Annotated in this window: 15 protein-coding genes; 4 read left to right on the forward strand and 11 right to left on the reverse strand. The window is 71.9% G+C overall.

Annotated elements, in window-relative coordinates:
- Positions 1–162 precede the first annotated feature (162 nt).
- From F7Q99_RS09265 to F7Q99_RS09285, 5 genes are all read right to left on the reverse strand, one after another.
- Entirely contained in the window at positions 163–5,109 is a 4,947-nt protein-coding gene (locus tag F7Q99_RS09265) for an NAD-glutamate dehydrogenase (RefSeq protein ID WP_153460835.1), read from the reverse strand.
- Between the two features lie 287 nt (positions 5,110–5,396).
- Positions 5,397–7,022, reverse strand: a complete 1,626-nt coding sequence (gene pruA / locus F7Q99_RS09270; protein ID WP_326847184.1) for an L-glutamate gamma-semialdehyde dehydrogenase — start codon at positions 7,020–7,022, stop codon at positions 5,397–5,399.
- Positions 7,023–7,149: 127 nt separating this feature from the next.
- Entirely contained in the window at positions 7,150–7,806 is a 657-nt protein-coding gene (locus F7Q99_RS09275; protein WP_326846459.1) for an HAD family hydrolase, read from the reverse strand.
- 70 nt (positions 7,807–7,876) lie between these two features.
- Complete coding sequence (locus tag F7Q99_RS09280) at positions 7,877–8,386, reverse strand: DUF6912 family protein (RefSeq protein WP_153460838.1); 510 nt, start codon at positions 8,384–8,386, stop codon at positions 7,877–7,879.
- Positions 8,387–8,492: 106 nt separating this feature from the next.
- Complete coding sequence (locus tag F7Q99_RS09285) at positions 8,493–9,554, reverse strand: patatin-like phospholipase family protein (RefSeq protein ID WP_153460839.1); 1,062 nt, start codon at positions 9,552–9,554, stop codon at positions 8,493–8,495.
- Positions 9,555–9,896: 342 nt separating this feature from the next.
- On the opposite strand from F7Q99_RS09285, the gene F7Q99_RS40975 reads away from it, so the two are divergent.
- Positions 9,897–10,490 (forward strand): Rv3235 family protein, encoded by a 594-nt coding sequence (locus F7Q99_RS40975; protein WP_153460840.1) that lies wholly within the window; start codon positions 9,897–9,899, stop codon positions 10,488–10,490.
- 80 nt (positions 10,491–10,570) lie between these two features.
- Here the strand turns inward: F7Q99_RS40975 and secA are convergent, their stop codons facing one another.
- A complete protein-coding gene (gene secA, locus F7Q99_RS09295) occupies positions 10,571–13,333 on the reverse strand; it encodes a preprotein translocase subunit SecA (RefSeq protein ID WP_326846460.1) in 2,763 nt (920 codons plus the stop codon).
- A gap of 242 nt (positions 13,334–13,575) precedes the next feature.
- Between secA and F7Q99_RS09300 the strand changes: the two genes are divergently transcribed.
- Both F7Q99_RS09300 and F7Q99_RS09305 read left to right on the forward strand, forming a co-directional pair.
- Positions 13,576–14,133 carry a GNAT family N-acetyltransferase gene (locus F7Q99_RS09300; protein WP_153460841.1) on the forward strand — a complete coding sequence of 186 codons (558 nt, stop codon included), beginning with the start codon at positions 13,576–13,578 and terminating at the stop codon, positions 14,131–14,133.
- A gap of 74 nt (positions 14,134–14,207) precedes the next feature.
- Positions 14,208–15,413, forward strand: a complete 1,206-nt coding sequence (locus F7Q99_RS09305) for a winged helix-turn-helix domain-containing protein (protein WP_153460842.1) — start codon at positions 14,208–14,210, stop codon at positions 15,411–15,413.
- Positions 15,414–15,426: 13 nt separating this feature from the next.
- Here F7Q99_RS09305 and F7Q99_RS09310 read toward each other — a convergent pair whose 3' ends face one another.
- Together F7Q99_RS09310 and hpf are read right to left on the reverse strand one after the other, a co-directional pair.
- Entirely contained in the window at positions 15,427–16,185 is a 759-nt protein-coding gene (locus F7Q99_RS09310; RefSeq protein WP_407697760.1) for a response regulator, read from the reverse strand.
- Positions 16,186–16,399: 214 nt separating this feature from the next.
- Positions 16,400–17,092 carry a ribosome hibernation-promoting factor, HPF/YfiA family gene (hpf, locus tag F7Q99_RS09315; protein ID WP_326846461.1) on the reverse strand — a complete coding sequence of 231 codons (693 nt, stop codon included), beginning with the start codon at positions 17,090–17,092 and terminating at the stop codon, positions 16,400–16,402.
- 370 nt (positions 17,093–17,462) lie between these two features.
- On the opposite strand from hpf, the gene F7Q99_RS09320 reads away from it, so the two are divergent.
- Positions 17,463–18,185, forward strand: coding sequence for a ComF family protein (locus tag F7Q99_RS09320; RefSeq protein WP_326846462.1), 723 nt, complete (start codon positions 17,463–17,465; stop codon positions 18,183–18,185).
- Between the two features lie 7 nt (positions 18,186–18,192).
- Here the strand turns inward: F7Q99_RS09320 and F7Q99_RS09325 are convergent, their stop codons facing one another.
- From F7Q99_RS09325 to mtrA, 3 genes are read right to left on the reverse strand one after another with little or no spacing between them, the layout of a single operon-like run.
- The gene (locus tag F7Q99_RS09325; RefSeq protein ID WP_153460844.1) at positions 18,193–20,049 is read right to left on the reverse strand and encodes an LpqB family beta-propeller domain-containing protein; all 1,857 of its coding nucleotides are present in this window, start codon (positions 20,047–20,049) and stop codon (positions 18,193–18,195) included.
- Positions 20,027–22,138: an MtrAB system histidine kinase MtrB gene (gene mtrB / locus F7Q99_RS09330; protein ID WP_407697761.1), complete on the reverse strand. Its 2,112-nt coding sequence runs from the start codon at positions 22,136–22,138 to the stop codon at positions 20,027–20,029. Before mtrB ends, F7Q99_RS09325 begins: the two co-directional genes overlap by 23 nt.
- A 1-nt stretch (position 22,139) precedes the next feature.
- The gene (gene mtrA, locus F7Q99_RS09335; RefSeq protein WP_030061806.1) at positions 22,140–22,817 is read right to left on the reverse strand and encodes an MtrAB system response regulator MtrA; all 678 of its coding nucleotides are present in this window, start codon (positions 22,815–22,817) and stop codon (positions 22,140–22,142) included.
- Between the last annotated feature and the right edge of the window lie 154 nt (positions 22,818–22,971).

Genomic DNA, 22,971 nt, shown 5'->3' on the forward strand with positions numbered 1-22,971 from the left:
CCAGCACCCGGGCCATGTCGACAACTCCACACCCCCGCCTGTCCGCGACCCGGCCGAAGTTCCCGATCGGTCCAACCTGTTGACAGCACGAACGCGGCGGGCCCGCGTCCGGGATGGACGCGGGCCCGCCGTTGAAGAGCCGTCGGCTGAGGAGCCGTCCGCTCAGCGCATCGAACCGGTGCGCAGCAGCGTGCGGATGACCCGCATCGCGACCGAGAGGCTGGACAGCTCGTAGTTGTCCGAACCCCTTATGTCGTCGAGGGTGCTCTTGGCGCGGTTCAGCAGGGTGGCGTTGAGGTCCGCCCAGGCGTTGTAGCGCTCCTCCGGGGTGGCTCCCTCCGGGCCGCAGGCCAGGATGTCGGCGGTCAGCGCCGCGTGCGCCGCGAAGAGGTCCTCGCGGATCGCGGCCCGGGCCATCGACGACCAGCGGTCGGTCCGGGGCAGCTCGATGATGCGGTCGAGCAGGTGGGTGATCTGCAGGCGGTCGGCGAGGTCGTAGTAGAGCTCGGCGACGTCCGCGACGTCCTTGCCGGAGCGGTCCGCGACCTCGGTGATGTCCAGGGTCGGGAAGACCGAGGACAGGCCCGCGATCCGGGTGGCCAGCTCCTCCGGCACGCCCGCCGCGGCGAGCTCGCCGTAGACGGACTCGAACCAGGTCAGGTCCTCGCCGCGCAGCGGCTTGGGCAGCGAGCCCCAGACCTGGTTGACCCGGTCGTGGAAGAACTCGATGGTGCCGGCGATGTCGAGCGGCTGGCGGCGGTTGTTGAGCATCCACCGGGTGGCGCGCTCGACCAGGCGCCGCGAGTGCAGCCGCATCTTGGTCTGGCCGCGGGCCGGGACCTTGTTGTCCAGGCCCTCGATCTCGGACCAGATCTCCTCCAGGCCGAACACGGCCCGCGCGGCGGTGTGCGTCCGGGCGATCTCCTCGTAGGTCGCGCCGGTCTCCTCCTTCAGGCGGAAGGCGAAGGTGCAGCCACCACGGTTGATCGTGTCGTTGACGATCAGCGTGGTGATGATCTCGCGGCGCAGCGCGTGGCTGTCGATCGCGTCGGCGAACCGGGCCCGCAGTGCGCTCGGGAAGTACTCGTGCAGCGCGGTGCGGAAGTACGGGTCGTCGGGCAGGTCGGTGGCGAGCAGCTCGTCGGCCAGCGTGATCTTGGTGTACGCGAGCAGGACGGACAGCTCGGGCTGCGAGAGCCCGCGACCGTTCTGCTGGCGCTCGCGGATCTGGCGCTCGGTGGGCAGGAACTCCAGGGCCCGGTCGAGCTGGCCGGCCGCCTCCAGCCGGTTGATCATCCGCGAGTGGACGTTGACCATGCTGTGCGCCTGGGCGACGGCGTTGGCCAGCACCACGTTCTGCGCGTAGTTGTTGCGCAGCACCAGGTGGCCGACCTCGTCGGTCATCTCGGCCAGCAGGACGTTGCGCTGCTTCACCGTCATGTCGCCCTCGGCGACGATCTGGTTGAGCAGGATCTTGATGTTGACCTCGTGGTCCGAGGTGTCCACACCGGCGGAGTTGTCGATCGCGTCGGTGTTGATCCAGCCACCGGTGGCCTCGGGGCCACCGGACGCGGCGTACTCGATCCGGCCGAGCTGGGTGCAGCCGAGGTTGCCGCCCTCGCCGATGACCCGGGCGCGGACCTGCTCGCCGTTGACGCGGATGGCGTCGTTGGCCTTGTCGCCGACCTCGGCGTTGGTCTCGGCCGAGGCCTTGACGTAGGTGCCGATGCCGCCGTTCCAGAACAGGTCGACCGGCGCCTGGAGGATCGCCTTCATCAGCTCGGCCGGGGTGACACGGGTCACCTCGATGCCGAGGGCGGCCCGGACCTGCGCGCTGAGCTGGATCGACTTGGCGCTGCGCGGGAACACGCCGCCGCCCGCCGAGATCAGCGACTTGTCGTAGTCGTCCCAGGAGCTGCGCGGCAGCTCGAAGAGGCGGCGGCGCTCGGCGTACGAGACGGCCGCGTCCGGGTTCGGGTCGAGGAAGATGTGGCGGTGGTCGAAGGCGGCGACCAGCCGGATGTGCTCGCTGAGCAGCATGCCGTTGCCGAAGACGTCGCCGGACATGTCGCCGATGCCGATGACGGTGAAGTCCTCGGTCTGGGTGTCGACGCCGAGCTCGCGGAAGTTGCGCTTGACCGACTCCCAGGCGCCGCGGGCGGTGATGCCCATGCCCTTGTGGTCGTAGCCGGCCGAGCCGCCGGAGGCGAACGCGTCGCCCAACCAGAAGCCGTACGACTCGGCGACGCCGTTGGCGATGTCGGAGAAGGTCGCGGTGCCCTTGTCGGCGGCGACGACGAGGTAGGTGTCGTCCTCGTCGTGGCGGACGACGTCGGCCGGGTGGACGACCTCGCCGCCGACTAGGTTGTCGGTGATGTCCAGCAGCGCCGAGATGAAGGTCTTGTACGAGGAGACGCCCTCGGCCAGCCAGGCGTCGCGGTCCACCGACGGGTCCGGCAGCTGCTTGGCGACGAAGCCGCCCTTGGCGCCGACCGGCACGATGACGGTGTTCTTCACCATCTGCGCCTTGACGAGGCCGAGGATCTCGGTGCGGAAGTCCTCACGCCGGTCGGACCAGCGCAGACCGCCGCGGGCGACCTTGCCGAAGCGCAGGTGCACGCCCTCGACCTGCGGCGAGTAGACCCAGATCTCGAACGCCGGGCGCGGGGCCGGCAGGTCCGGGATGGCCTTCGGGTCGAACTTCATCGACACGTAGGAGTGCCACGCGCCGGAGCCGTCGTGCTGGAAGAAGTTGGTCCGCAGGGTGGCCTTGATGAGGTGCAGGAAGGAGCGCAGGATGCGGTCCTCGTCCAGCGAGACGACCTCGTCCAGCGCGCCGGACAGCTCCTCCAGGATGGCGTCGGTCAGCTCGCCGGCGCCCTGCTGGTGGCTCGGGCTCAGCCGGGCCTCGAACAGGTTGACCAGCAGGCGGGTGGTGTGGGTGTTGTTGCGGAGCGCGTCCTCCATGTAGTCCTGGGAGAACGTGGAGCCCGCCTGGCGCTGGTACTTGGCGTACGCGCGCAGCATCATCGCCTGCCGCCAGGTCAGCCCGGCGGTGAGCACCAGCTCGTTGAAGCCGTCGTTCTCGGCCTTGCCGGTCCAGGTGGCGGCGAAGGTCTCCTGGAAGCGCTCGCGCGCCTCGTCGGTGAGCTCGGTGGCCTCGCGCAGCTTCAGGCCGAAGTCGTACACCCACGCGGTGGTGCCGTCGGAGCGGCGCAGCGCGTAGGGGTGCTCGTCCAGCACCTCGACGCCCAGGCGCTGGAGCACCGGCAGGACCTCGGTGAGCGAGATCGGGCCGCCGACCCGGTAGATCTTGAAGCGGCGCTCGTCGTCGCCGGCGCCGACCGGCTGGTACAGGTTGAGGCGGAAGTCGCCCTCGCCGTGCAGCGACTCGATCTGCTTGAGGTCGGAGACGGCGGTGCGCGGCGGGAAGTCGGCGCGGTAGCCGTCGGGGAAGGCGTTGGCGTACTTGTGGCCGAGCTCGGCGGCCTTCTCCTCGCCCAGCTCGATGTGCAGCTGGTCGTGGAAGCCGTCCATCCAGAACCGGGCGGCCTCGGCCAGGCGGTTCTCGATCCGCTCGATGTCGGTGTCGCTGAGCTGCGGCAGCTCGGTGCCGGGGGCGACCCGGACGACGAAGTGCAGGCGGGTCAGCACCGACTCGGTGGCGTACACCGTGTAGTCGATGGCGTCGCCGTTCAGCTCTTCCTTGAGGATGTCGGTGAGCAGCAGCCGGATGCGGGTGGTGTACCGGTCGCGCGGCAGGTAGATGAACGCCGAGTAGTAGCGCCCGTACTCGTCCTGGCGCAGGAACAGGCGCAGCTTACGGCGCTCCTGCAGGTAGAGCACGCTGGTGGCGATGGAGAGCAGTTCGGAGGCCGCCGTCTGGAACATCTCGTCCCGGGGGAAGGTCTCCATGATCTGCAGCAGGTCGCGGCCGTCGTGGCTCTCGGTGGAGAAGCCGGACCCGTCCAGGACGGCCTGGACCTTGCGGCGCACGACCGGGATCCGGGTGACGGACTCGGTGTACGCGGCGGAGGAGAACAGGCCGAGGAAGCGGCGCTCGCCGACCGGCTCGCCGGCGGCGTTGAACTTCTTCACGCCGACGTAGTCCAGGTAGGCCGGGCGGTGCACGGTGGCGCGGCTGTTGGCCTTGGTGAGGACGAGCAGCTTCTTCTCATGGGCCTTGGCGCGCACCGGTGCGGAGAGCCGGCCGAAGGCCTCGCTGACCGAGTGGTGGCGGTCGTCGTGGCTGCGCGGGTCGGCGCGCAGGATGCCGAGGCCGGTGCCGGCGACGGCCTTCAGGACCTCCTCGCCCTCGTGCTCGACCAGGTCGTACTCGCGGTAGCCGAGGAAGGTGAAGTGGTCGTCGGCGAGCCAGCGCATCAGCTCCCAGGCCTCGCCGACCTCCTGCTCGGGCAGGCCGGTCGGGGGCTCCTCGGCCAGCTCGTCGGCCAGGCGCAGCGCGCTCTCGCGCATCTTGCCCCAGTCCTCGACGACCTCGCGGACGTCGCCGAGCACCCGGCGCAGGTCGGTCTCGATCGCGCGCAGGTCCTCGCGGTCGGTCTCGCGGTCGATCTCGATGTGCATCCACGACTCGACGGTCGCGTCGGCGGGCCACTCGGCGCCGGCGGCCTGGCTGCGCGAGCAGGCGTCGACGTCCAGGATCTCCAGCAGCTTGCCGGTGATGTCACGGCGGACGGCCAGCTGGGGGTGGATGACGATGTGGATCGCGCGGTCCTGGCGGGACAGCTCGTTGGTGACGGAGTCGACCAGGAAGGGCATGTCGTCAGTGACGACCTCGACCACGGTGTGGCCGCAGGACCAGCCGTTCTCCTCGACCGAGGGGGTGTGGACCCGCACCTCGGCGGTGCCCTGCGGGCGCTTGAGGCCCAGCCGGTAGTGGGAGGCCGCCGCGCCGTAGACGTCGACCGGATCGAGGTCGACGAGGTCCTCGGGCGCGGTGTGGAGGTAGTAGTGGTGCAGGTACGCGGTCAGAGCGCCGTTGCTCAGACCCTCCCCCGGCGCCGCTCCCCCCACCTGGCTGTTCTCAGCGGCTGCGGCTGCCTTCTTGAGCAGGTCGGCCTTGGCTGCGTCCAGCTTGGTCTGCATGACTTCTTGGCTCCTGTCGCGCGCCGTTGCGTGACTCGGTGGTGTGTGGATGTACACCGACGGGTCACACGCAATCCTGCCGCACCATCCGATTGAAAGGGCCTCATGGCAAGCATGAAAGTCCTTCGCAGCGGGTAGGACGAGTCATTCGGCCTGCGAAGCCACCCGACGACGCCAGCCAGCCTAACCGGATCAATCGAAGGTGGACAGGGACAGGGAGGCACAAACCTGCAGGAAGACGGGTCGGTCCTGGACACCATGTCCAAACCGGACCCCGATGTTCGCCATCAGCCCATGTGCGGGTAACCGTGCTGGGTCGGTGGGACGAACGTCTCCTTGATCGAACGGGCCGAGGTCCAGCGGAGCAGGTTCTGTGCGGCGCCCGCCTTGTCGTTGGTCCCGGACGCCCGGCCGCCGCCGAAGGGCTGCTGGCCGACCATCGCGCCGGTCGGTTTGTCGTTGATGTAGAAGTTTCCGGCGGCGAAGCGCAGTTCCTCCACGGCCTGGGCGATCGCGTAACGATCCTGTGCGACGACGGAGCCGGTCAGGCCGTACGGGGCGCCGGAGTCGACCCGGCCGAGCACGTCCTCCCAGCGGGCGTCCTCGTAGACGTGGACGGCGAGGATCGGGCCGAAGTACTCGGTGCGGAAGATCTCGCCCCGGTGGGCGGAGGAGACCAGCACGGTCGGGCGGACGAACCAGCCGATGGCGTCGTCGTACTGGCCGCCGGCCGCCAGCTCGACGCCCGGCTCGCGCTTGGCCCGCTCGATGGCGTCCCGGTTCTTCTGGAAGGCCCGCCGGTCGATGAGGGCGCCCATGAAGTTCGAGAGGTCGGTGACGTCGCCGACCGCGAGGGCGTCCACCTCGGCCAGGAACTCGTCCTTGATCTTCTGCCAGAGGCTGCGCGGCAGGTAAGCGCGGGAGAGCGCCGAGCACTTCTGGCCCTGGTACTCGAAGGCGCCGCGGATCAGCGCCGTCCGCAGGATCTCCGGGTCGGCCGAGGGGTGGGCGAGCAGGAAGTCCTTGCCCCCGGTCTCGCCGACGATCCGCGGGTACGTCCGGTAGGTGCCGATGTTGGCGCCGATGGTCTGCCAGAGCGACTGGAAGGTGGCGGTGGAGCCGGTGAAGTGCAGCCCGGCCAGCGCCGGATCGGCGAGCGCGACCGCGGACAGCTGGAGGCCGTCGCCGGTGACCAGGTTGATCACCCCGGGCGGCAGGCCGGCCGCCTCCAGCAGCCGCATCAGGTGGTGGGCGGCCAGGGTCTGGGTCGGCGCGGGCTTCCAGACCACGGTGTTGCCCATCAGCGCGGGGGCGGTGGGCAGGTTCCCGGCGATCGAGGTGAAGTTGAACGGGGTGATCGCACAGACGAAACCTTCCAGCGGGCGGTGGTCGGTCCGGTTCCACACGCCCGGCGAGGAGATCGGCTGGTCGGCCAGGATCTGCCGGGCGAACTGGACGTTGAACCGCCAGAAGTCGATCAGCTCGCAGGCCGAGTCGATCTCCGCCTGTTGGACGGTCTTCGACTGGCCCAGCATGGTGGCCGCGTTGAGGGTCTCCCGCCAGGGCCCGGCCAGCAGGTCCGCGGCGCGCAGGAAGACCGCCGCCCGGTCGTCGAAGGAGAGCGAACGCCACTGCCGCCCGGCGGCCAGCGCCGCGTCCACCGCCGCCTGGGCGTCCTCCCGGGTGGCGTTGCCGAGCACGCCCAGCTTGGCGGCGTGGTGGTGCGGCTGGACGACGTCGATCCGGTCGCCGCCGCCGAACCGCTGCTCGCCGCCGATGGTCATCGGCAGCGGGATCTGCTCGGCCGCCAGCTCGTCCAGCCGCCGCACCAGGCACTGCCGCTCCGGACTGCCGGGCGCATAGGCCCGCACCGGCTCGTTGACCGGGGTCGGCACCCGGGTGACTGCGTCGATGGGCATGGCGACTCCGTCCGCTGGCTGTCCGCTGTCAGTCCAGCCTGACCAGCAACCGGCGGATCCGCCCGTTCGGACACGCCGTCCGCGCACGTGGCGCCCGCCACGTGCGCGGAATCGGCGCAGCTCAGCCCGCTATCCGCCCGGCCAGCTCGACGGCCTCGGCGAGGCTGTCCACGACCGGCACGCCGACCGGCTCCAGCTTCTCCCGGGTGTGCGAGCCGCCGGTGTACAGCACGGCGTGCGCACCCACGCTCAGCGCTGCCAGGGCGTCGTCCGCGGCGTCCCCGATCAGGACCGTGCGGGCCGGGTCCACGCGCTCGCCGAGGGCGGTCAGGTGCGCGGCCAGCAGGTCCGCCTTCTGGCCGCCGGACGGGCCGTCGCGCCCGTCCACCCGCAGGAACTGGCCGGTCAGGCCGAAGGCCTCGACCAGCGGGACCAGCTTGTCGTGCACGTACATCGACAGCAGGGACTGGCTGTGCCCGTCCTCCCGCCAGCCGTCCAGCAGCTCGCGCACGCCCTCGGTGAGCCCGCAGGCCGGGCTCAGCTCGCGGTAGCGGTCGTGGAAGGCGTCGTCCAGCAGCAGCCACTCGGCCTCGGACGGCATCCGGCCGAGCAGGCGCTGGTAGAAGCGGGGGATCGGGATCTCGTACTGCTCGCGGTACTCCTGCATGGTCATCGGCCCGATGCCGACGGTCGCGAACGCGGCGTTGCTCGCCCCGAGCACCGCCTCCATGTCCTGGAAGAGCGTGCCGTTCCAGTCCCACACGATGTGATTACGCACGCAAGGAACGGTAACTCGGGGCGCCGACAGGCCGGTAGGACGGAGCTCACGGGCCCGTCCCGCCCCTGTGCTACGCGAGTAGCGTCGGGATCTCCTGGGTGGCGAACCAGAGCAGGTCATGGTCCTCGGCGCCGTCCACGGTGAACTGGGCATCCTGGTCGCCCGCGTCGGCGGCGGCCACCGCGGCCACGGCCGCCGTCACGTCCGCGACCACGTCGTCGTCGGCGACGTCCGCGTGCACCGACGCCGCCTTGGCCAGCTTCACCGGGCCGGCCAGCACCACCCGGCCCAGCGAGGCCTGGTCCTGGTACTCGTCGCCGAGGAAGGGCCGGACCGCGGAGTCGGCCACGTCCAGCGCAACCACGACCCGGCGGCGCGGCGCGTCCGGGTCGGCGGCCAGCAGCCGCAGGGAGGACTGGGCGGCCCGGTTCAGCGCCGCGTACTCCAGCTCCTCGATGTCGTCGCTGACGTACCACTCGCGCAGCGCGGGCGTCACCGCGTAGGCCGCGGACTGCTCCAGGGCGCCGCCCGGGTGCGCCGCCGCCAGGCCGTTCAGGGTGGTGGGCACGTACACGCGCATCGGTGGCACTCTCCGGTTCGTCCTGCGGGGGTTCGTCCAGCGGCACAGCTTCCAGCGCCCCCAAGAATAAGCGCCGGACGGCCGGCCGTGATCACGCCCGCCAGGATCAGCGGGCCGCCGCCAGGGCCTCCCGGCTGGTGCGCAGGGCGCTCTCCAGCACCGCGCCCCGGCGGGCCGGGTCCATCATGTTCGGGCCCATCGCGGCCAGGTCCGCGAGCGTCGGCGCGAGCAGCCGCACCCGGACGCCCTCGGCGCGCAGCAGCGCGGCCTCGCGCAGCAGCTGCCGGGTCACCGCCCGGCGGTAGCGGCTGACCAGCTGGGCCAGCACCCCGCGCGGGCGGTCCCGGGCACGCCACTCGCGCAGCGCGGCGACGCTGCCGCGCTCGGCCCGCTCGGCGCGGGGATGCAGCCGCAGGGCCATCGGGGCGAGCACGTACACCTCGTCCAGGCCGCGGCCGAGCAGGAGGTCGGCGTTGGTGGCCGACCAGCAGCCGCCGTCCACGTACGCCGAACCGTTCAGGCGGACGGGCGCGAACCAGCCCGGGATCGCGCAGGAGGCCATCACGGCCTCCGCGACGTCAGCCGCCGGGGCGTCCGGGTCGCCGAAGACCACCCGGCGGCCGCTGCGGTAGTCCACCGCCGCCACCCGCAGCGCGGAGCCCTCCGGCCAGCCGTCGGCGCCCAGCAGGCCGCGGACCAGCTCACCGACCGGGGCCAGCGAGCCGCGGCCGTGCGGTGCCACCGCCGACACCATGGTCAGCAACGGGTACTCGCGCGGGTGCCGCACGGCGTCCCGCAGCAGCCCGGGCGAGCCGATCCCGGCCCGCGGGCGCGGCGGCAGGGCGCCGCCGACGGCCGTGTCGTAGTCGAAGGCCACCTCGGCCAGCGGGCCGTCGGTGATCGGCAGGCCGCGCTGGTGGTCGCGCAACTGCTCGGCACGCGCCCCGGCGGCCAGCAACGCGCCGAGGATCGAGCCCGCCGAGGTCCCGAGCAGCACCTCGGCGTCGCCCGGCGGCCGACCGGTCGCCTCCTCGACGGCGCACAGCGCGCCGACCGTCCAGGCCGCGCCGAGCATTCCTCCGCCGCCCAGCACCAGGCCGCGCCGGGGCGTGCCCGGGGCTGCGCCCGCCTCGGCCGGGGCCTGCGCCGCGGCCACCCGTGTCGTCATACCGGCCGCCTGTCGTCGTGGGGCGTCGCGCCCGCTCCTGCGGTTCCCGGTCAGGATCCGATCCTGCGCGCCGACGGCCGACCAGCGCAACGCCTGCCCGGGCCGACACCACCCGGTCCGCCGAACCGGACCGTCCCCTTTCGGACTCTCCGGCCCGTCCCCACACGTCAACCGCGCGCCTCGGCGACCGGCCGGACACCCGGCGCCACACCGGCCAATTCACCCGGATAGGTGAACTTCCCGCGCCTTCCCGGCCGCCGCCCAAAGCCCTTGCCGCCCGACGTGCGCCGCCGCTAGCAAAGGACCCGTCCGTACCCGCACCACCGCCCCGAGGAGGCACCCGTGACCACGCCCGAGTCACTCACCGCCCGCCCGCACAGCCGGCCCGAGGCGGCCCGGACCGCCCCTGCCCGCCCGCACGGCCACCTGCGCGGAACCGCCCCGCATCCGGTGGTGCGAAGGCCCCATCCGTACCACCGCGCCGAGGAGAGCCCCGGCCTCGCCCCGCTCACCGCCCGCCCGCACCGCCACCTGAGCAACACCGCCCCGCACCCCGCCGGGCGCAGCCCCCGGCAGCCGCGGGCCGCCTGCACCGCCGCGCAGACCGGGCACGACTCCCGCGCCCTGGCGGCCCGATTCGCACACCGGCTGGTCGAGGTGCTCACCGGCGCGCGGCCGTCCGGCCAGCTGATGCGGCACACCAGCCTCGACGGCTACGGCCAGCTCGCCTCCCTGGTCCGGTCCGGCGCGCTGCGCCGCGGCGGAGCGACCGTGCGGCCGCGGCTCGGCCCGGTGCACGACCGCTCGCCCTCGCCGGACGCCGTCGAGGCCTGCGTCCGCGTCGACCTCGGGCGGCGGCACCACATGGTGGCCTTCCGGCTGGAGCAGCGCGGCCCGGCCGGGCAGTGGCAGTGCACCGCCGTGGAGGCCCGATGACGCCCCCGGGCCACGCAACGGCGCAGGGCGCCGCCCCCGTCGGGGAACGGCGCCCTGTGCGGCGTGCTGCGAGCGGTCGCTCAGCTCTTGCGGCGGCGGCCCTTGGCCGACTTGGCGGCCTTGCGGCGCTCGGCGCGGGTCAGGCCGTCGCCCTCGTCCTCCGGCGCGAGGTCGTCGAAGTCGCCCTCGACCACACCGCCGCCGACCTCGTCCGAGGGGGCCGTGTAGTGCAGCCGCTGCGGCTTCGGGGCCTCCAGGCCCTTGGCCTTGATCTCCGGGCGGGCGGCGTCCTTCTCCAGCTTGTCGAGCACCACCTCGGCGTCCTCGACCGGGACCTCCTCGACCTGCTGCTCGACCTGGACCTCCAGGTTGAACAGGTAGCCGACGGACTCCTCCTTGATGCCCTCCATCATCGCGGTGAACATGTCGAAGCCCTCGCGCTGGTACTCGACCAGCGGGTCGCGCTGCGCCATGGCCCGCAGGCCGATGCCCTCCTGGAGGTAGTCCATCTCGTAGAGGTGCTCGCGCCAGCGGCGGTCCAGCACCGACAGGACGACCCGGCGCTCCAGCTCACGCATGATCTCGGCGCCGAGCTGGTCCTCGCGGGCGCCGTACTGGGCCTGGATGTCCTCCTGGATGACCTTGATCAGGAAGTCGGGGGTCATGCCGCCGGGACCGCCGGCCTCCTCCTCCAGGTCCTCCAGGTCCACGGTGATCGGGTAGAGCTGCTTGAACGCGGACCAGAGCTTCTCCAGGTCCCAGTCGTCCTCGTAGCCCTCACCGGTGGCCGCCCGGACGTAGGCCTCGACGGTGTCGTCCATGAAGTGGCCGACCTGCTCCTGCAGGTCCTCGCCCTCCAGGACGCGGCGGCGCTCGCCGTAGATGACCTCGCGCTGGCGGTTCAGCACCTCGTCGTACTTGAGGACGTTCTTGCGGATCTCGAAGTTCTGCTGCTCGACCTGGGTCTGCGCGGAGGCGATCGCGCGGGTGACCATCTTGGACTCGATCGGCACGTCCTCGGGCACGTTGGCCATCGAGAGCACGCGCTCGACCATGCCGGCCTTGAACAGGCGCATCAGGTCGTCGCCCAGCGACAGGTAGAAGCGGGACTCGCCCGGGTCGCCCTGACGGCCGGAGCGGCCGCGCAGCTGGTTGTCGATCCGGCGGGACTCGTGCCGCTCGGTGCCGAGGACGTAGAGGCCACCGGCCTCCTTGACCTCGTCCTGCTCGGCCTTCACCGAGGCCTTGGCCTTCTCCAGCGCGGCCGGGAAGGCGGCCTCGTACTCCTCCGGGGTGTCCGTCGGGGTGAGCCCGCGCTGGGCCAGCTCGGCGGCGGCCAAGTGGTCGGCGTTGCCGCCCAGCATGATGTCGGTGCCGCGGCCCGCCATGTTGGTGGCGACGGTGACGGCGCCCTTGCGGCCGGCCTGCGCGACGATCTGCGCCTCGCGCTCGTGGTGCTTGGCGTTCAGCACCTCGTGCGGGATGCCGCGCTTGCGCAGCTCCTGCGACAGGTACTCGGACTTCTCGACCGACACGGTGCCGACCAGCACCGGCTGGCCCTTCTCGTGCTTCTCGGCGATGTCCTCGACCACGGCGGCGAACTTGGCCGGCTCCGACTTGTAGATCAGGTCGGGCTGGTCGATGCGCAGCGGCGTCTTGTTGGTCGGGATCGGCACGACGCCGAGCTTGTAGATCTGGTGGAACTCGGCGGCCTCGGTGGTGCCGGTACCGGTCATGCCGGCGAGCTTGCTGTAGAGACGGAAGAAGTTCTGCAGGGTGATCGTGGCCAGGGTCTGGTTCTCGTTCTGGACCTCCACCCCCTCCTTCGCCTCGATCGCCTGGTGCATGCCCTCGTTGTAGCGGCGCCCGGCCAGGATGCGGCCGGTGTGTTCGTCGACGATCATGACTTCGCCGTTCATGACGACGTAGTCCTTGTCCGCCTTGTACAGCTCCTTGGCCTTGATGGCGTTGTTCAGGAAGCCGACCAGCGGGGTGTTCACCGACTCGTAGAGGTTGTCGATGCCGAGGTAGTCCTCGACCCGGGTGACGCCCTCCTCCAGGATGCCGACGGTGCGCTTCTTCTCGTCGACCTCGTAGTCGCGGTCGATCTTCAGGCGCAGCACCAGCTTGGCGAAGTCGGCGTACCACTTGGTCGCCTGGTCGGCCGGGCCGGAGATGATGAGCGGGGTGCGGGCCTCGTCGATGAGGATCGAGTCGACCTCGTCGACGACCGCGAAGTTGTGGCCGCGCTGGACGAGTTCGTCCTTCGACCAGGCCATGTTGTCGCGCAGGTAGTCGAAGCCGAACTCGTTGTTGGTGCCGTACGTGATGTCCATCGCGTACTGGTGCTTGCGCTCGGCGGGCGTCATGTTGCCGAGGATCACGCCGACTTCGAGGCCGAGGAAGCGGTGCACCCGGCCCATCCACTCCGAGTCGCGCTCGGCGAGGTAGTCGTTGACGGTGATCAGGTGAACGCCCTTGCCGGTGAGCGCGTTCAGGTACGCGGGCAGGGTACCGACGAGGGTCTTGCCCTCACCGGTGCGCATCTCGGCGACGTAGCCCAAGTGCAGCGCCGCGCCACCCATGAGCTGGACGTCGTAGTGCCGCTGGCCGAGCACGCGCTTGGCGGCCTCGCGGACGGTGGCGAACGCCTCGGGGAGGATGTCGTCCAGGGTCTCGCCGTCGGCGAGCCGCTGCTTGTACTCGTCGGTCAGCGCGCGCAGCTCGGCGTCGGTGAGGTTGACGAAGTCCTCTTCGATGGAGTTGACCTGGGCAGCAATCCGCTGCAGCTTGCGAAGGATCTTCCCTTCGCCGGCGCGCAGGATCTTGTCGAAGACGGACACTTGAGCGGGCTCCTTGCCTGTATTGGCACTGGACGACTGCACGGCAGGTCCACCCCACCGCACGGGCCATCGTATGCGAGGAGTCCAATGCCCCGGGAGGTGCGTCAGCGCGGTATTCCCGTGTCACCCGTGCGGGCACATGACCCGATAGCACCGCTCACCGGGGCAAATCGCTCCCCGACCCGGGGAGTTGGCACGCTAATCGGATGCCCGGCCTCTTCTTCGCCCGGAATAATCCGGGCATGGAAGAACCCTTCACCCAGCCCCCCACCCTCACGACCGAGCGCCTCCTCCTGCGGGCTCCGCAGGAGTCGGACATCGACGCGATCTTCGCCGCCTGCCAGGACCCGGAGATCCAGCGCTGGACGGTGGTGCCGGTTCCGTACCGGCGCGAGGACGCGGAGTTCTTCGTCCGCACACTGGCCCCGGAGGGGCTGCGCAAGGGCACCGAGTTCATCTGGTGCGTCACCGAGCGCGCGACCGGGCAGCTGGTCGGCACCCAGGCCGTCACCCGCTTCGCCGCGGACCCGACGGCCGCGTCCGTCGGCTGGTGGACGGTGAAGGAGAAGCGCGGCCGCGGCCACACCGTCGAGGCGGCCCGCGAGGTCGCCCGCTGGGCCCTCACCGACCTGGGGATCCGCCGTCTCCAGTGGCTGGCGTACGTCGGCAACGACGGCTCGCGCGCGGTCGCCGAGCGGGTCGGCTACCGCTTCGAGGGCACCCTGCGCTCGTACGCCGAGCAGCGCGGCGTCTTCCGCGACTCCTGGGTCGCCTCCCTGCTGCCGTCCGACCTGGGCTGATCCCGCGCTCAGTGACCGCGCTCAGCGACCGCTCTCAGGGACCACTGTCAGTGCCCGCGGCTACGCTCGCCGGCATGACCGCCGTGCCTGCCGACAGCTCCCCCGCGCCGTCCCCCGTCACCGTCCTCGGCGCCGACGACGCCCGCCGGATCGCCCTGCGCGCGCAGGGCCTGCTCGGCGCGCCGGACCGCCGGGCCGGGGTGCGCGGGGTGCTGCGGCACCTGGGCGCCGTCCAGCTGGACACCATCTCGGTGCTGGCCCGCTCGCACGAACTGGTCCCGTACGCCCGGCTCGGCGCGGTCGGCCGCCCGGCGATCGAGGCGGCCTACTGGGGCCACGGCACCAGCTTCGAGTACTGGTCGCACGCGGCCTGCATCCTGCCGGTCGAGGAGTGGCCGCTGTTCGCCTTCCGGCGCCGCCGGTACCGCGACCGCGGCCACCTCTGGGGGCACCAGGTCTCGCCGGAGACGTACCGGCACGTGCTCGACAAGCTGCGCGCCGAGGGGCCGTTGACCTCCACCGAGCTGGGCGGCGCCAAGAAGACCGCCGAGTGGTGGGACTGGTCCGACACCAAGATCGCGGTCGAACGGGCGCTGGCCTTCGGTGACGTGGTCTGCACCGAGCGCCGGAGCTGGAAGCGCGTCTACGCACTGGCCGAACAGGCCGTCCCGGACGCCCTGTTCGGCCAGGACCGGTCCGGCGAGGAGTGCGTGCGCACACTGGTCTCCCAGGCCGGCGCCGCCCTCGGCGTCGCCACCCGGGCCGACCTGCTCGACTACCACCGGCTGCGCGCCGAGGAGTTGGACCCGGTGCTGGCCGACTCCGGCCTGGTGCCGGTCGAGGTCGCCGGCTGGGGCCCGGACGGCACCGCGGCACCGGCCTGGGCCGACCCGGCCGCCCTCGCCGCGCCCCCGCGCGGGCGCCACCGCACCACGCTGCTCTCGCCGTTCGACTCGCTGATCTGGGACCGCCCGCGCACCGAGCGGATCTTCGGCATGACGCACCGGCTGGAGGCCTACACGCCCAGGCACAAGCGGGTGCACGGCTACTTCGCGATGCCGCTGCTCACCGGCGGCAGGCTGGTCGGCCGGGTCGACCCGGCCCGCGAGGGGCGCACCCTGGTCGCCCGTCAGGTCTCGCTGGACTCCGTCAGGCACGTCGAGGCGCTGGCGACGGCGCTGCGCGAGGCGGCCGCGTGGGTGGGCTGTGACGGTGTCCGGGTCGAGGCGCTGCACGACGAGCGGCTGCGCCCGGCCCTGGAGAAGCTGCTCGCGGACTGACGCGCGGCGTCGGTCACCCTATTTCGAGGATCTTCTCGCGCATCGCGTACACCACGGCCTCCATCCGGGAGTGCAGTTGGAGCTTCTCCAGGATGTTGCGCACGTGGTTCTTCACGGTGTTCTCGCTGATGAACAGCTCCTTGGCGATCTCCCGGTTGTTCATCCCGGTGGCCACCAGCTTGAGCACCTCCAACTCCCGGTCGGTGAGCCGGGGTGCGGGCACCAGGTCCCGGTCGTCGGAGCGGCGCTGGATCATCGACTTGAACTCGGTGAGCAGCTTGGACGCCATCGACGGGCTGATCTGCGACTGCCCGTCGGCGACGGCGCGGATCGCGGTGGCGACCTCGTCGGTGGAGATCTCCTTCAGCAGGTAGCCGGTGGCACCCGCCTTGATCGCCTCGTAGAGGTCGGCCTCCTCGTCGCTTATCGTCAGCATGATGATCTTGGTGCTGGGCGCCACGTCCTTGATCGCCGTGCACGCCTCGATGCCGCTGCGGCGCGGCATCCGGACGTCCATCAGGATGATGTCGGGCAGCAGGTCGGCGGCCTTGAGCACGGCCTCGGCGCCGTCCCCCGCCTCGCCGACGACCTTGATGTCCGGCTCCTCCGCGAGCACGATCTCCAGCCCGCGGCGGAACAGCGCGTGGTCGTCCACCACCAGCACGCGGATCGGCTCACCCCGGCGCGGCTCGTACGCGGGCTCCTCCCCCGGCCCCGGCGACAGTCCGGAAACCGGCCCCGTACCGGGCCCCAGCCCGAAGTGATCCCCCATCCGCTCCTCCCCCTTCGCGGGACGTCGTGCGCCAATCATTCCACGCCCCGGCTCCGCCACGGTCACCCTCCGACGCCGAATCCCCCGCAACGGGTGATCTCTCGGCCACGGCCCGCCACCGCGACCGGCCCGGGTTCGGGCACGGACGGCCCCCGAAAACGGTGACCCCGGCGGCAACGGCCGCCGGGGTCACCGACTTTCACTGCTCTGACGGTCAGTCCTCGTCGTCCGGCCCGCCGATCGCACCGCCCGCACCACTGCCCGCACCGGCGGCAGCGTCGGTCTGCAGGTGGATGACACCGTAGTGGTAGCCGTGCCGGCGGTAGACGACACTCGGCAGGCCGCTGTCCTTCTCCACGAAGAGGTAGAAGTCGTGGCCGACCAGCTCCATCTCGTAGAGCGCCTGGTCCAACGCCATGGGGGCGGCCGGGTGCGTCTTCTCCCGGACCACCAGCGGGCCTTCGCCCTCCACTTCCAGGGATCCCATCATGGTCTTGCGGACGGACCCGTTGGTCTCACCCTCCCGCTCCGCCGGCTCCTGCAGCCCGGCCAGGGCCGCGGTCGCCGCGGCGACGCTGATGGGGGTGCGGCCGTTGCCGCCCTTGTGTACCCGGCGCCGGTCCGCGGACTTGCGCAACTGCGCGTCGAGCTTCGCCGAGGCCAGGTCGAGCGCCGCGTACGGGTCGGCGGCGGCGGCCTCGGCCCGGATCACCGGACCACGGGTACGGAGAGTGATCTCCACGCGGTCGGACCGGTCGGCCTGCCGCGGGTTGTGTTCCTTGGACACCTCGACATCAAGGCTGATCGCCTTGGTGTCGAACTTCTGGACCTTCTCCAGCTTCTCGGCCACGTGATCCCGGAACCTCTTGGGCACCTCGGTCTTGCGGCCCTTGACGACGATGTCCACGCAGAACTCCGATCCCTCGTGCTGACGCCGATCCGGGTGCTACCGGATCGGGCTGAGACCCAGCTGGACCAGCCCATCCACTGCCGGCCCCCCGCCCCCGCCGCCAGCGGCAGGAAACGGCTGGCCCTCACCTCACTTCCTCCCCACCAGGGACGGTTGAAACCCCCTGGAGCCTTATCGAACACCTCACGCGGGGTTTTCGCCTCCCCGGGCAGGGACGTGGGTATGACCCGGTGCTGTGGGCGAACGGTCAAGCTGTTGCACCCTGTCTACCCTCCTAGGAGTGAAGCACGGGTGAATACCTGGACAACACCCCCCGTACGGCGCATCCTTTGCTCACTCTTCGTGCCTGCCGCCGCCAGGAGCAGCCGTGCCGCCCACCAGCGACCCCGTCCGTCCGCCCTGCGCCCAAGGGCCCTTCGGCCACGCACTGGCCGATCTGCTGGATGTCCTGCTGCCCGCCCGGTGCGCCGGCTGCGGCACCGACCGCACCCAGCTCTGCCCGGCGTGCCGGCACACCCTCGCCACCGCCCGGCCCGGCCCCACCGTGCTGCCGTGGGCGCACGCCGCCGCTCCTTACACCGACCCGGTGCGGCAGTTGCTGCTCGCCCACAAGGAGCGGGGCGCCCTGCGGCTGGCCGGCCCCCTCGGCGAGGCGCTCGGCCGGGCGGTCCGCTCCGCGCTGGGACCGCGCGCCGCGCTCACGCCGCTCCTGCTGGTCCCGATGCCCTCGACCCCGGCCGCCGTCCGCGCCCGCGGCCACGATCCGACGCTCCGGCTGGCCGCGGCCGCCGTCCGCTCACTGCGCCGGGCCGGCCTGGACGCCCGGGCCGCGGCGCTGCTGCGGCACACCCGGCCCGTCGCCGACCAGGCCGGACTGACCGCGGCCGAGCGCCGCCGCAACCTGCACGGCGCGCTCACCGTCCTGCCGCGCGCACGACGCGGCCTGGCCGGCCGTCAGGCGGTCCTGGTGGACGACCTGGTGACCACCGGCGCCAGCCTCGCCGAGGCCGCCCGGGCGCTGGCCGCGGCCGGCCTGCCGGTCAGGGCGGCGGCCACCGTCGCGGCGGCCGGCCCGCTCCGGAGCGGCTGAAACCGGCTCAGCCGGGGTAGAAGAACGCGCTGGCCCGGTCCGCCAGCGTGACTTCACGCCACTGACCGCCGGTCAGCCGGTAGAGCTTGCCGTCCGACGCCTGGATCGCGAGCACCGGCGAAGCCTGGGCCAGTACGTCCCCGCGGGCCTCCGAGGCGGCGATGGCGGCCATGCCCTCACCGACCTGGAGCGGGGCGTCGGTGCTCTGGGTGCCGTCGGTGCTGATGTAGTGCAGCTGGTGGGGCCGGTCGGCCTCCTTGCCCAGCACGAGCAGCTGGTCGGCCTCCGCCCAGGACAGCGAGGACACGTCGGCGAGCGCCGGGGCGGTCCGGCGCAACCCCACGATCCGGGCCGTCGGCGCCTCCGGGGTGCCTCCGTGCACGATCAGGCCGAACATCAGCGACTGGTTGGGGCTGCCCGGGCCCTTCGCCACCAACGCGACCCGGGCGCCGTCCGAGGAGACCTTGAGCATCTGCACGCTCTGCCCGCCCAGGTCGTCGACCGGGACGGTGTAGCTCTTGTTGCCGCGGACCATCACCACGCGCGGGGCGTCCGGGTTGCGGTCCACCACCCAGAGGTCGCCGCGGCCGTCCCAGCTGGGCGAGGTAAGCCCGTCGTCCCCGGAGCGGGCCGCCGAGGTGAGCACCGGATCGGGCATCGCGACCGCGCTGTCGGACAGCGGCACCGAGAAGAGCTGGTGGCCGTCCCGGCTGATCGCGGCGGCCTGCGCGCCGTCCCGGCGGACCGCGATGGTGCCGAGCGGAAGCCGGCCGGCCGGCTGCGGCTTGCCGAGCACGCCGTGGACGGTGTTGTTCGACGTGTCGTTGATCTCCATCAGGACGCCGTTGTCGGCGCGCTGGAAGTACTGCTGCCCACCCTCCGACCCGGCCAGGGCACCGGGGCCGATGAACGGCGTGTCGCTGCGGCTGACGTTGCAGCTGCCGCGCTGTCCCTTCAGCTCCAGCCTCTCGACCTGGCCCTTGCCCTGGTCGGCGAGGGTGTAGAAGAGCTGGGTCGCCATCCGCCGGCAGGACGTCGCCTCGGTGAGGTCGGTGCCGGAGAGCTGCACGTGCGCGCCCCGGCTGTCGTCGACGGTGACCTTGTCGACGTTCACGCCGTTCGGGAAGGCGGTCTGGACGACCGGTGCGAGCCAGCTCGACGGCCCGCCGACCAGGGCCTTCGCGGCAGAGGTCAGCGGGTCTATTCGCCGCCGCAAGTAGATCGGGTCGGCGATCAGCGCCGACTGCGCGACGGCCCCGCCGGCGGCCGACGGGTCCTTCGCGGTGTAGAAGAACCGGTCCACCTGCCGGTAGCTGTTGCGGAAGCTGGTCTCGTTCATGATCAGACCGGGGGGCAGCTTGTCGATCCGCCACTCCCCGTCCTTGCGCCGGACGAAGGTGAAGACCGGCGAGATCGTGTGCTGCCCCTCCTCCAGGCGGTACGAGTGCTGCTCGTCGACCGTGGCGACCACCTGCCCGGTGACGGACGCCGACACCGTGGTGTCCGTGTCCGAGACGTCCTGGCCGGCCTGCATGGAGGTGGCGGAGAGCACCTGGATCTTCGCGTCCGGGTTCCAGGCCGCGGCGGCCTCCTCGGTGAGGTACTTCCGCGCGGTGTCGTAGCCCTCGTCGGCGGTCACCGCGTCTAGGAACCCGGCCAGCAGGTCGCGCGGTCTGGCGCCCTTGGCCGGCGCCACGGGGAAGACCCGCACCTGGAGGTTCTTGTCGGACGACCCCTGCGACAGCTCGACCCTGCTGACACCGCCGGAGTCCGGCATGGCCGCGCAGCCGCTGACCAGCAGGGCGCCGAGCACCCCGCCGGCCACCGTCGCGACCCGCGGATCAGTCCTGGTCGTCCTTCGCACGCTGCGACCCCTCCGTGTCCGTGCCGCCCGTCAGGTCGGGCTCCGCCGTGCGCTGTGCCACCGACGGCCGTCCGGGCGTCGGGTCCACCATGACCTGGGCCCCGGTGGCACCGTACCCGGCGCCCGCGGTACGCACGTCCGACGGGTCCGCGCGCGGGCCCTCGGGCAGCCGCGCCTTGCCGAGGCCGGGACCGATGTTCAGCACCCCGCCGAGGCCGCTGCCGAAGCCGTTGCCGGCGCTCTCCGGCGTCTCGGCCTGCTCCTCGGCGACGGACAGCGCGGTCGCGCCGGCCGGGCTGATCGCCCGCCGGTACGGCATGCCGTAGGTGCCGAGGCCCCGGTTGTTGCGCGAGTCCTCCGGCTCCAGCCGGAACGGCGCCCGGCTGATCTCGCCGCCGCGGGTGCGCGGCAGGGTGAGCCGGAAGTGCGAGCCGCCGCCGGGCTCGCCCCAGGCCTGGAGCCAGCCGCCGTGCAGGTGCGCGTCCTCGACCGCGATGGACAGGCCGAGGCCGGTCCCGCCGGTGGTCCGCACCCGGGACGGGTCGGCCCGCCAGAAGCGGTGGAACACCCGGGACGCCTCGCCCGGCTTGAGGCCGATGCCGTAGTCGCGCACGCCGACCGCGACCGCGCCGTCGGCCGAACCGAGCCGGACCACGACGTCGCGGCCCTCGCCGTGCTCCAGCGCGTTGACCACCAGGTTGCGCAGGATGCGCTCGATCCGGCGGGAGTCCACCTCGGCCAGCACCGGCTCGCCGTCGCCGCGGATCACCACGGTGCTGCCCTTGGCCTGGGCCAGCGGGTCGGCGGCCTCCACCACGCGGCCGACGATCTCGCGCAGGTCCACCGGCTCGGCGTCCAGGATCGCGGCGCCGGCGTCGAAGCGGCTGATCTCCAGCAGGTCGGCGAGCAGCGACTCGAAGCGGTCCAGCTGGCCCTGGAGCAGCTCGGCCGAGCGGGCCGCCATCGGGTCCAGGTCCTCGCGGCTGTCGTAGATCAGGTCGGCGGCCATCCGGACCGTCGTCAACGGGGTCCGCAGCTCGTGCGAGACGTCCGAGACGAAGCGCCGCTGCACCCGGGACAGCTCCTCCAGCTGGCGGATCTGCGCCTGGAGCGCGTTGGCCATCCGGTTGAACGATTCGCCGAGGCGGGCGATGTCGTCGGTGCCGGTGACCTTCATCCGCTCTTCGAGGTGCCCGTCGGCCAGCCGCTCGGAGATGCCGGCGGCCATCCGGACCGGGGTGACCACCTGACGCACCACGACCCAGGCGATGCCGCCCATCAGGATCACCACGAACACGCCGGCTGTCGCCAGGGTGCCGGTGACCAGGTTGAGGGTATCCGTCTCCTGGCCGAAGGAGAACAGGTAGAACAGCTGGTAGCTGGTGCCGGCCGGGCCGACGAACTGCATGCCGAGGGCCAGCCCGGGTTCGGTGTGCCCGCCGCTCTCGGCGGAGCGGTGGATCCGGGTCGGCTGGTCGAACATCTGGCCGGGCTCGGCGTACAGCTTGGCCCGCAGGCTGTCGGGGACGCTGTTGGGCAGGATGTCGCCCGAGTAGCGCGGGCCGAAGCCGACCGCGTCGGGCATCACGGTCTGGCCGGTGCCGGGCATCATCGCGATCACCGAGTAGACCGTCTGCCCGCTCGCCGCCAGGTCGTTGACCTGCCGCAGCAGCCAGGTGCCGATCTCCTCGGTGCTCGGGTCCGCCGTGGCGCCGACCCGCAACCGCTGGTCCTTGGCCTCGTCGATCTTCTTCAGCTCGGCCTGGAAGCCGATCCTGGCCTGCTCGCGCGCGGAGGCCATCTTGGTGTCCAGCAGGCCGGTGCGCACCTGCGCCACCACGACCACGCCGAGCACCAGCACGACCGCGATGGACGCCAGCAGGGAGACCGCGACCACGCGCAGCTGGATCGAGCGGCGGTACAGCGCCGTCACCCGGTGCGTGGGCCGACGCAGCTGACGGGCCGCCAGCGTGGTCACGGCCGCGAGCCCGCGCCGGCGGCGGGTGGTCGAACTCAGCACGTCCCCGCGCACGGCGCCCGCCCCGTCGGTCGCGGAACCCGACGGGGAGTCGTCAGCCCGGTGCGTCACGTCAGCTGGGTCCGGCCTTGTAGCCGACGCCGCGGACGGTCACCACGATCTCGGGGCGCTCCGGGTCCTTCTCGATCTTGGACCGCAGGCGCTGCACGTGGACGTTGACGAGCCGGGTGTCCGCCGCGTGGCGGTAGCCCCAGACCTGCTCCAGCAGCACCTCGCGGGTGAACACCTGCCAGGGCTTGCGGGCCAGCGCGACCAGCAGGTCGAACTCCAGCGGGGTCAGCGGGATGCCCCGGCCGTCCCGCTTCACCGAGTGGCCGGCCACGTCGATCACCAGATCGCCGATGGTCAGCTGCTCCGGAGTCGGCTCCTCGGCGCGGCGTAGCCGGGCGCGCACCCGGGCCACCAGTTCCTTGGGCTTGAACGGCTTGGTGACGTAGTCGTCGGCACCCGACTCCAGGCCCACCACGACGTCGACCGTGTCGGTCTTCGCGGTCAGCATGACGATCGGAATGCCGGACTCGGCCCGGATCTGGCGGCAGACGTCGATGCCGTCCCGGCCGGGCAGCATCAGGTCCAGCAGGACCAGGTCGGGCTTGGTCTCCCGGAACGCGGCTAGCGCCTTGTCCCCATCCGCGACGAAAAACGGCTCAAAACCCTCACCACGCAGCACGATGCCGAGCATCTCGGCCAGTGCGGAGTCGTCATCAACGACGAGGACGCGTCCCTTCATGCGTCCATCTTCTCATTACCGGATTGTGACCTGCCGCACAGCAGTGCCTTTGCTCCACAACGGCCAACTCAACTCCCCGGCGAATTCAGGCCATACCGGGCGAATGCTCCCCGACGGAACGCCCCGAACCGTCCCGGAGCCACCCCCCGACCCC

Origin of the sequence: Streptomyces kaniharaensis, assembly GCF_009569385.1 — a bacterium.
Taxonomy (GTDB): Bacteria; Actinomycetota; Actinomycetes; order Streptomycetales; family Streptomycetaceae; genus Kitasatospora; species Kitasatospora kaniharaensis.

Bases quoted from the DNA above. Each gene is read 5' to 3' on its own strand.
- F7Q99_RS09300 (WP_153460841.1), top strand. From the start codon at position 13,576: ATGGAAGAACCCTTCACCCAGCCCCCCACCCTCACGACCGAGCGCCTC.
- F7Q99_RS09280 (WP_153460838.1), bottom strand. From the start codon at position 8,386: ATGCGCGTGTACGTGCCCACCACCCTGAACGGCCTGGCGGCGGCGCAC.
- F7Q99_RS09265 (WP_153460835.1), bottom strand. From the start codon at position 5,109: ATGCAGACCAAGCTGGACGCAGCCAAGGCCGACCTGCTCAAGAAGGCA.
- F7Q99_RS09285 (WP_153460839.1), bottom strand. From the start codon at position 9,554: ATGACGACACGGGTGGCCGCGGCGCAGGCCCCGGCCGAGGCGGGCGCA.
- mtrA (WP_030061806.1), bottom strand. From the start codon at position 22,817: ATGAAGGGACGCGTCCTCGTCGTTGATGACGACTCCGCACTGGCCGAG.
- F7Q99_RS09305 (WP_153460842.1), top strand. From the start codon at position 14,208: ATGACCGCCGTGCCTGCCGACAGCTCCCCCGCGCCGTCCCCCGTCACC.
- F7Q99_RS09310 (WP_407697760.1), bottom strand. From the start codon at position 16,185: ATGGGGGATCACTTCGGGCTGGGGCCCGGTACGGGGCCGGTTTCCGGA.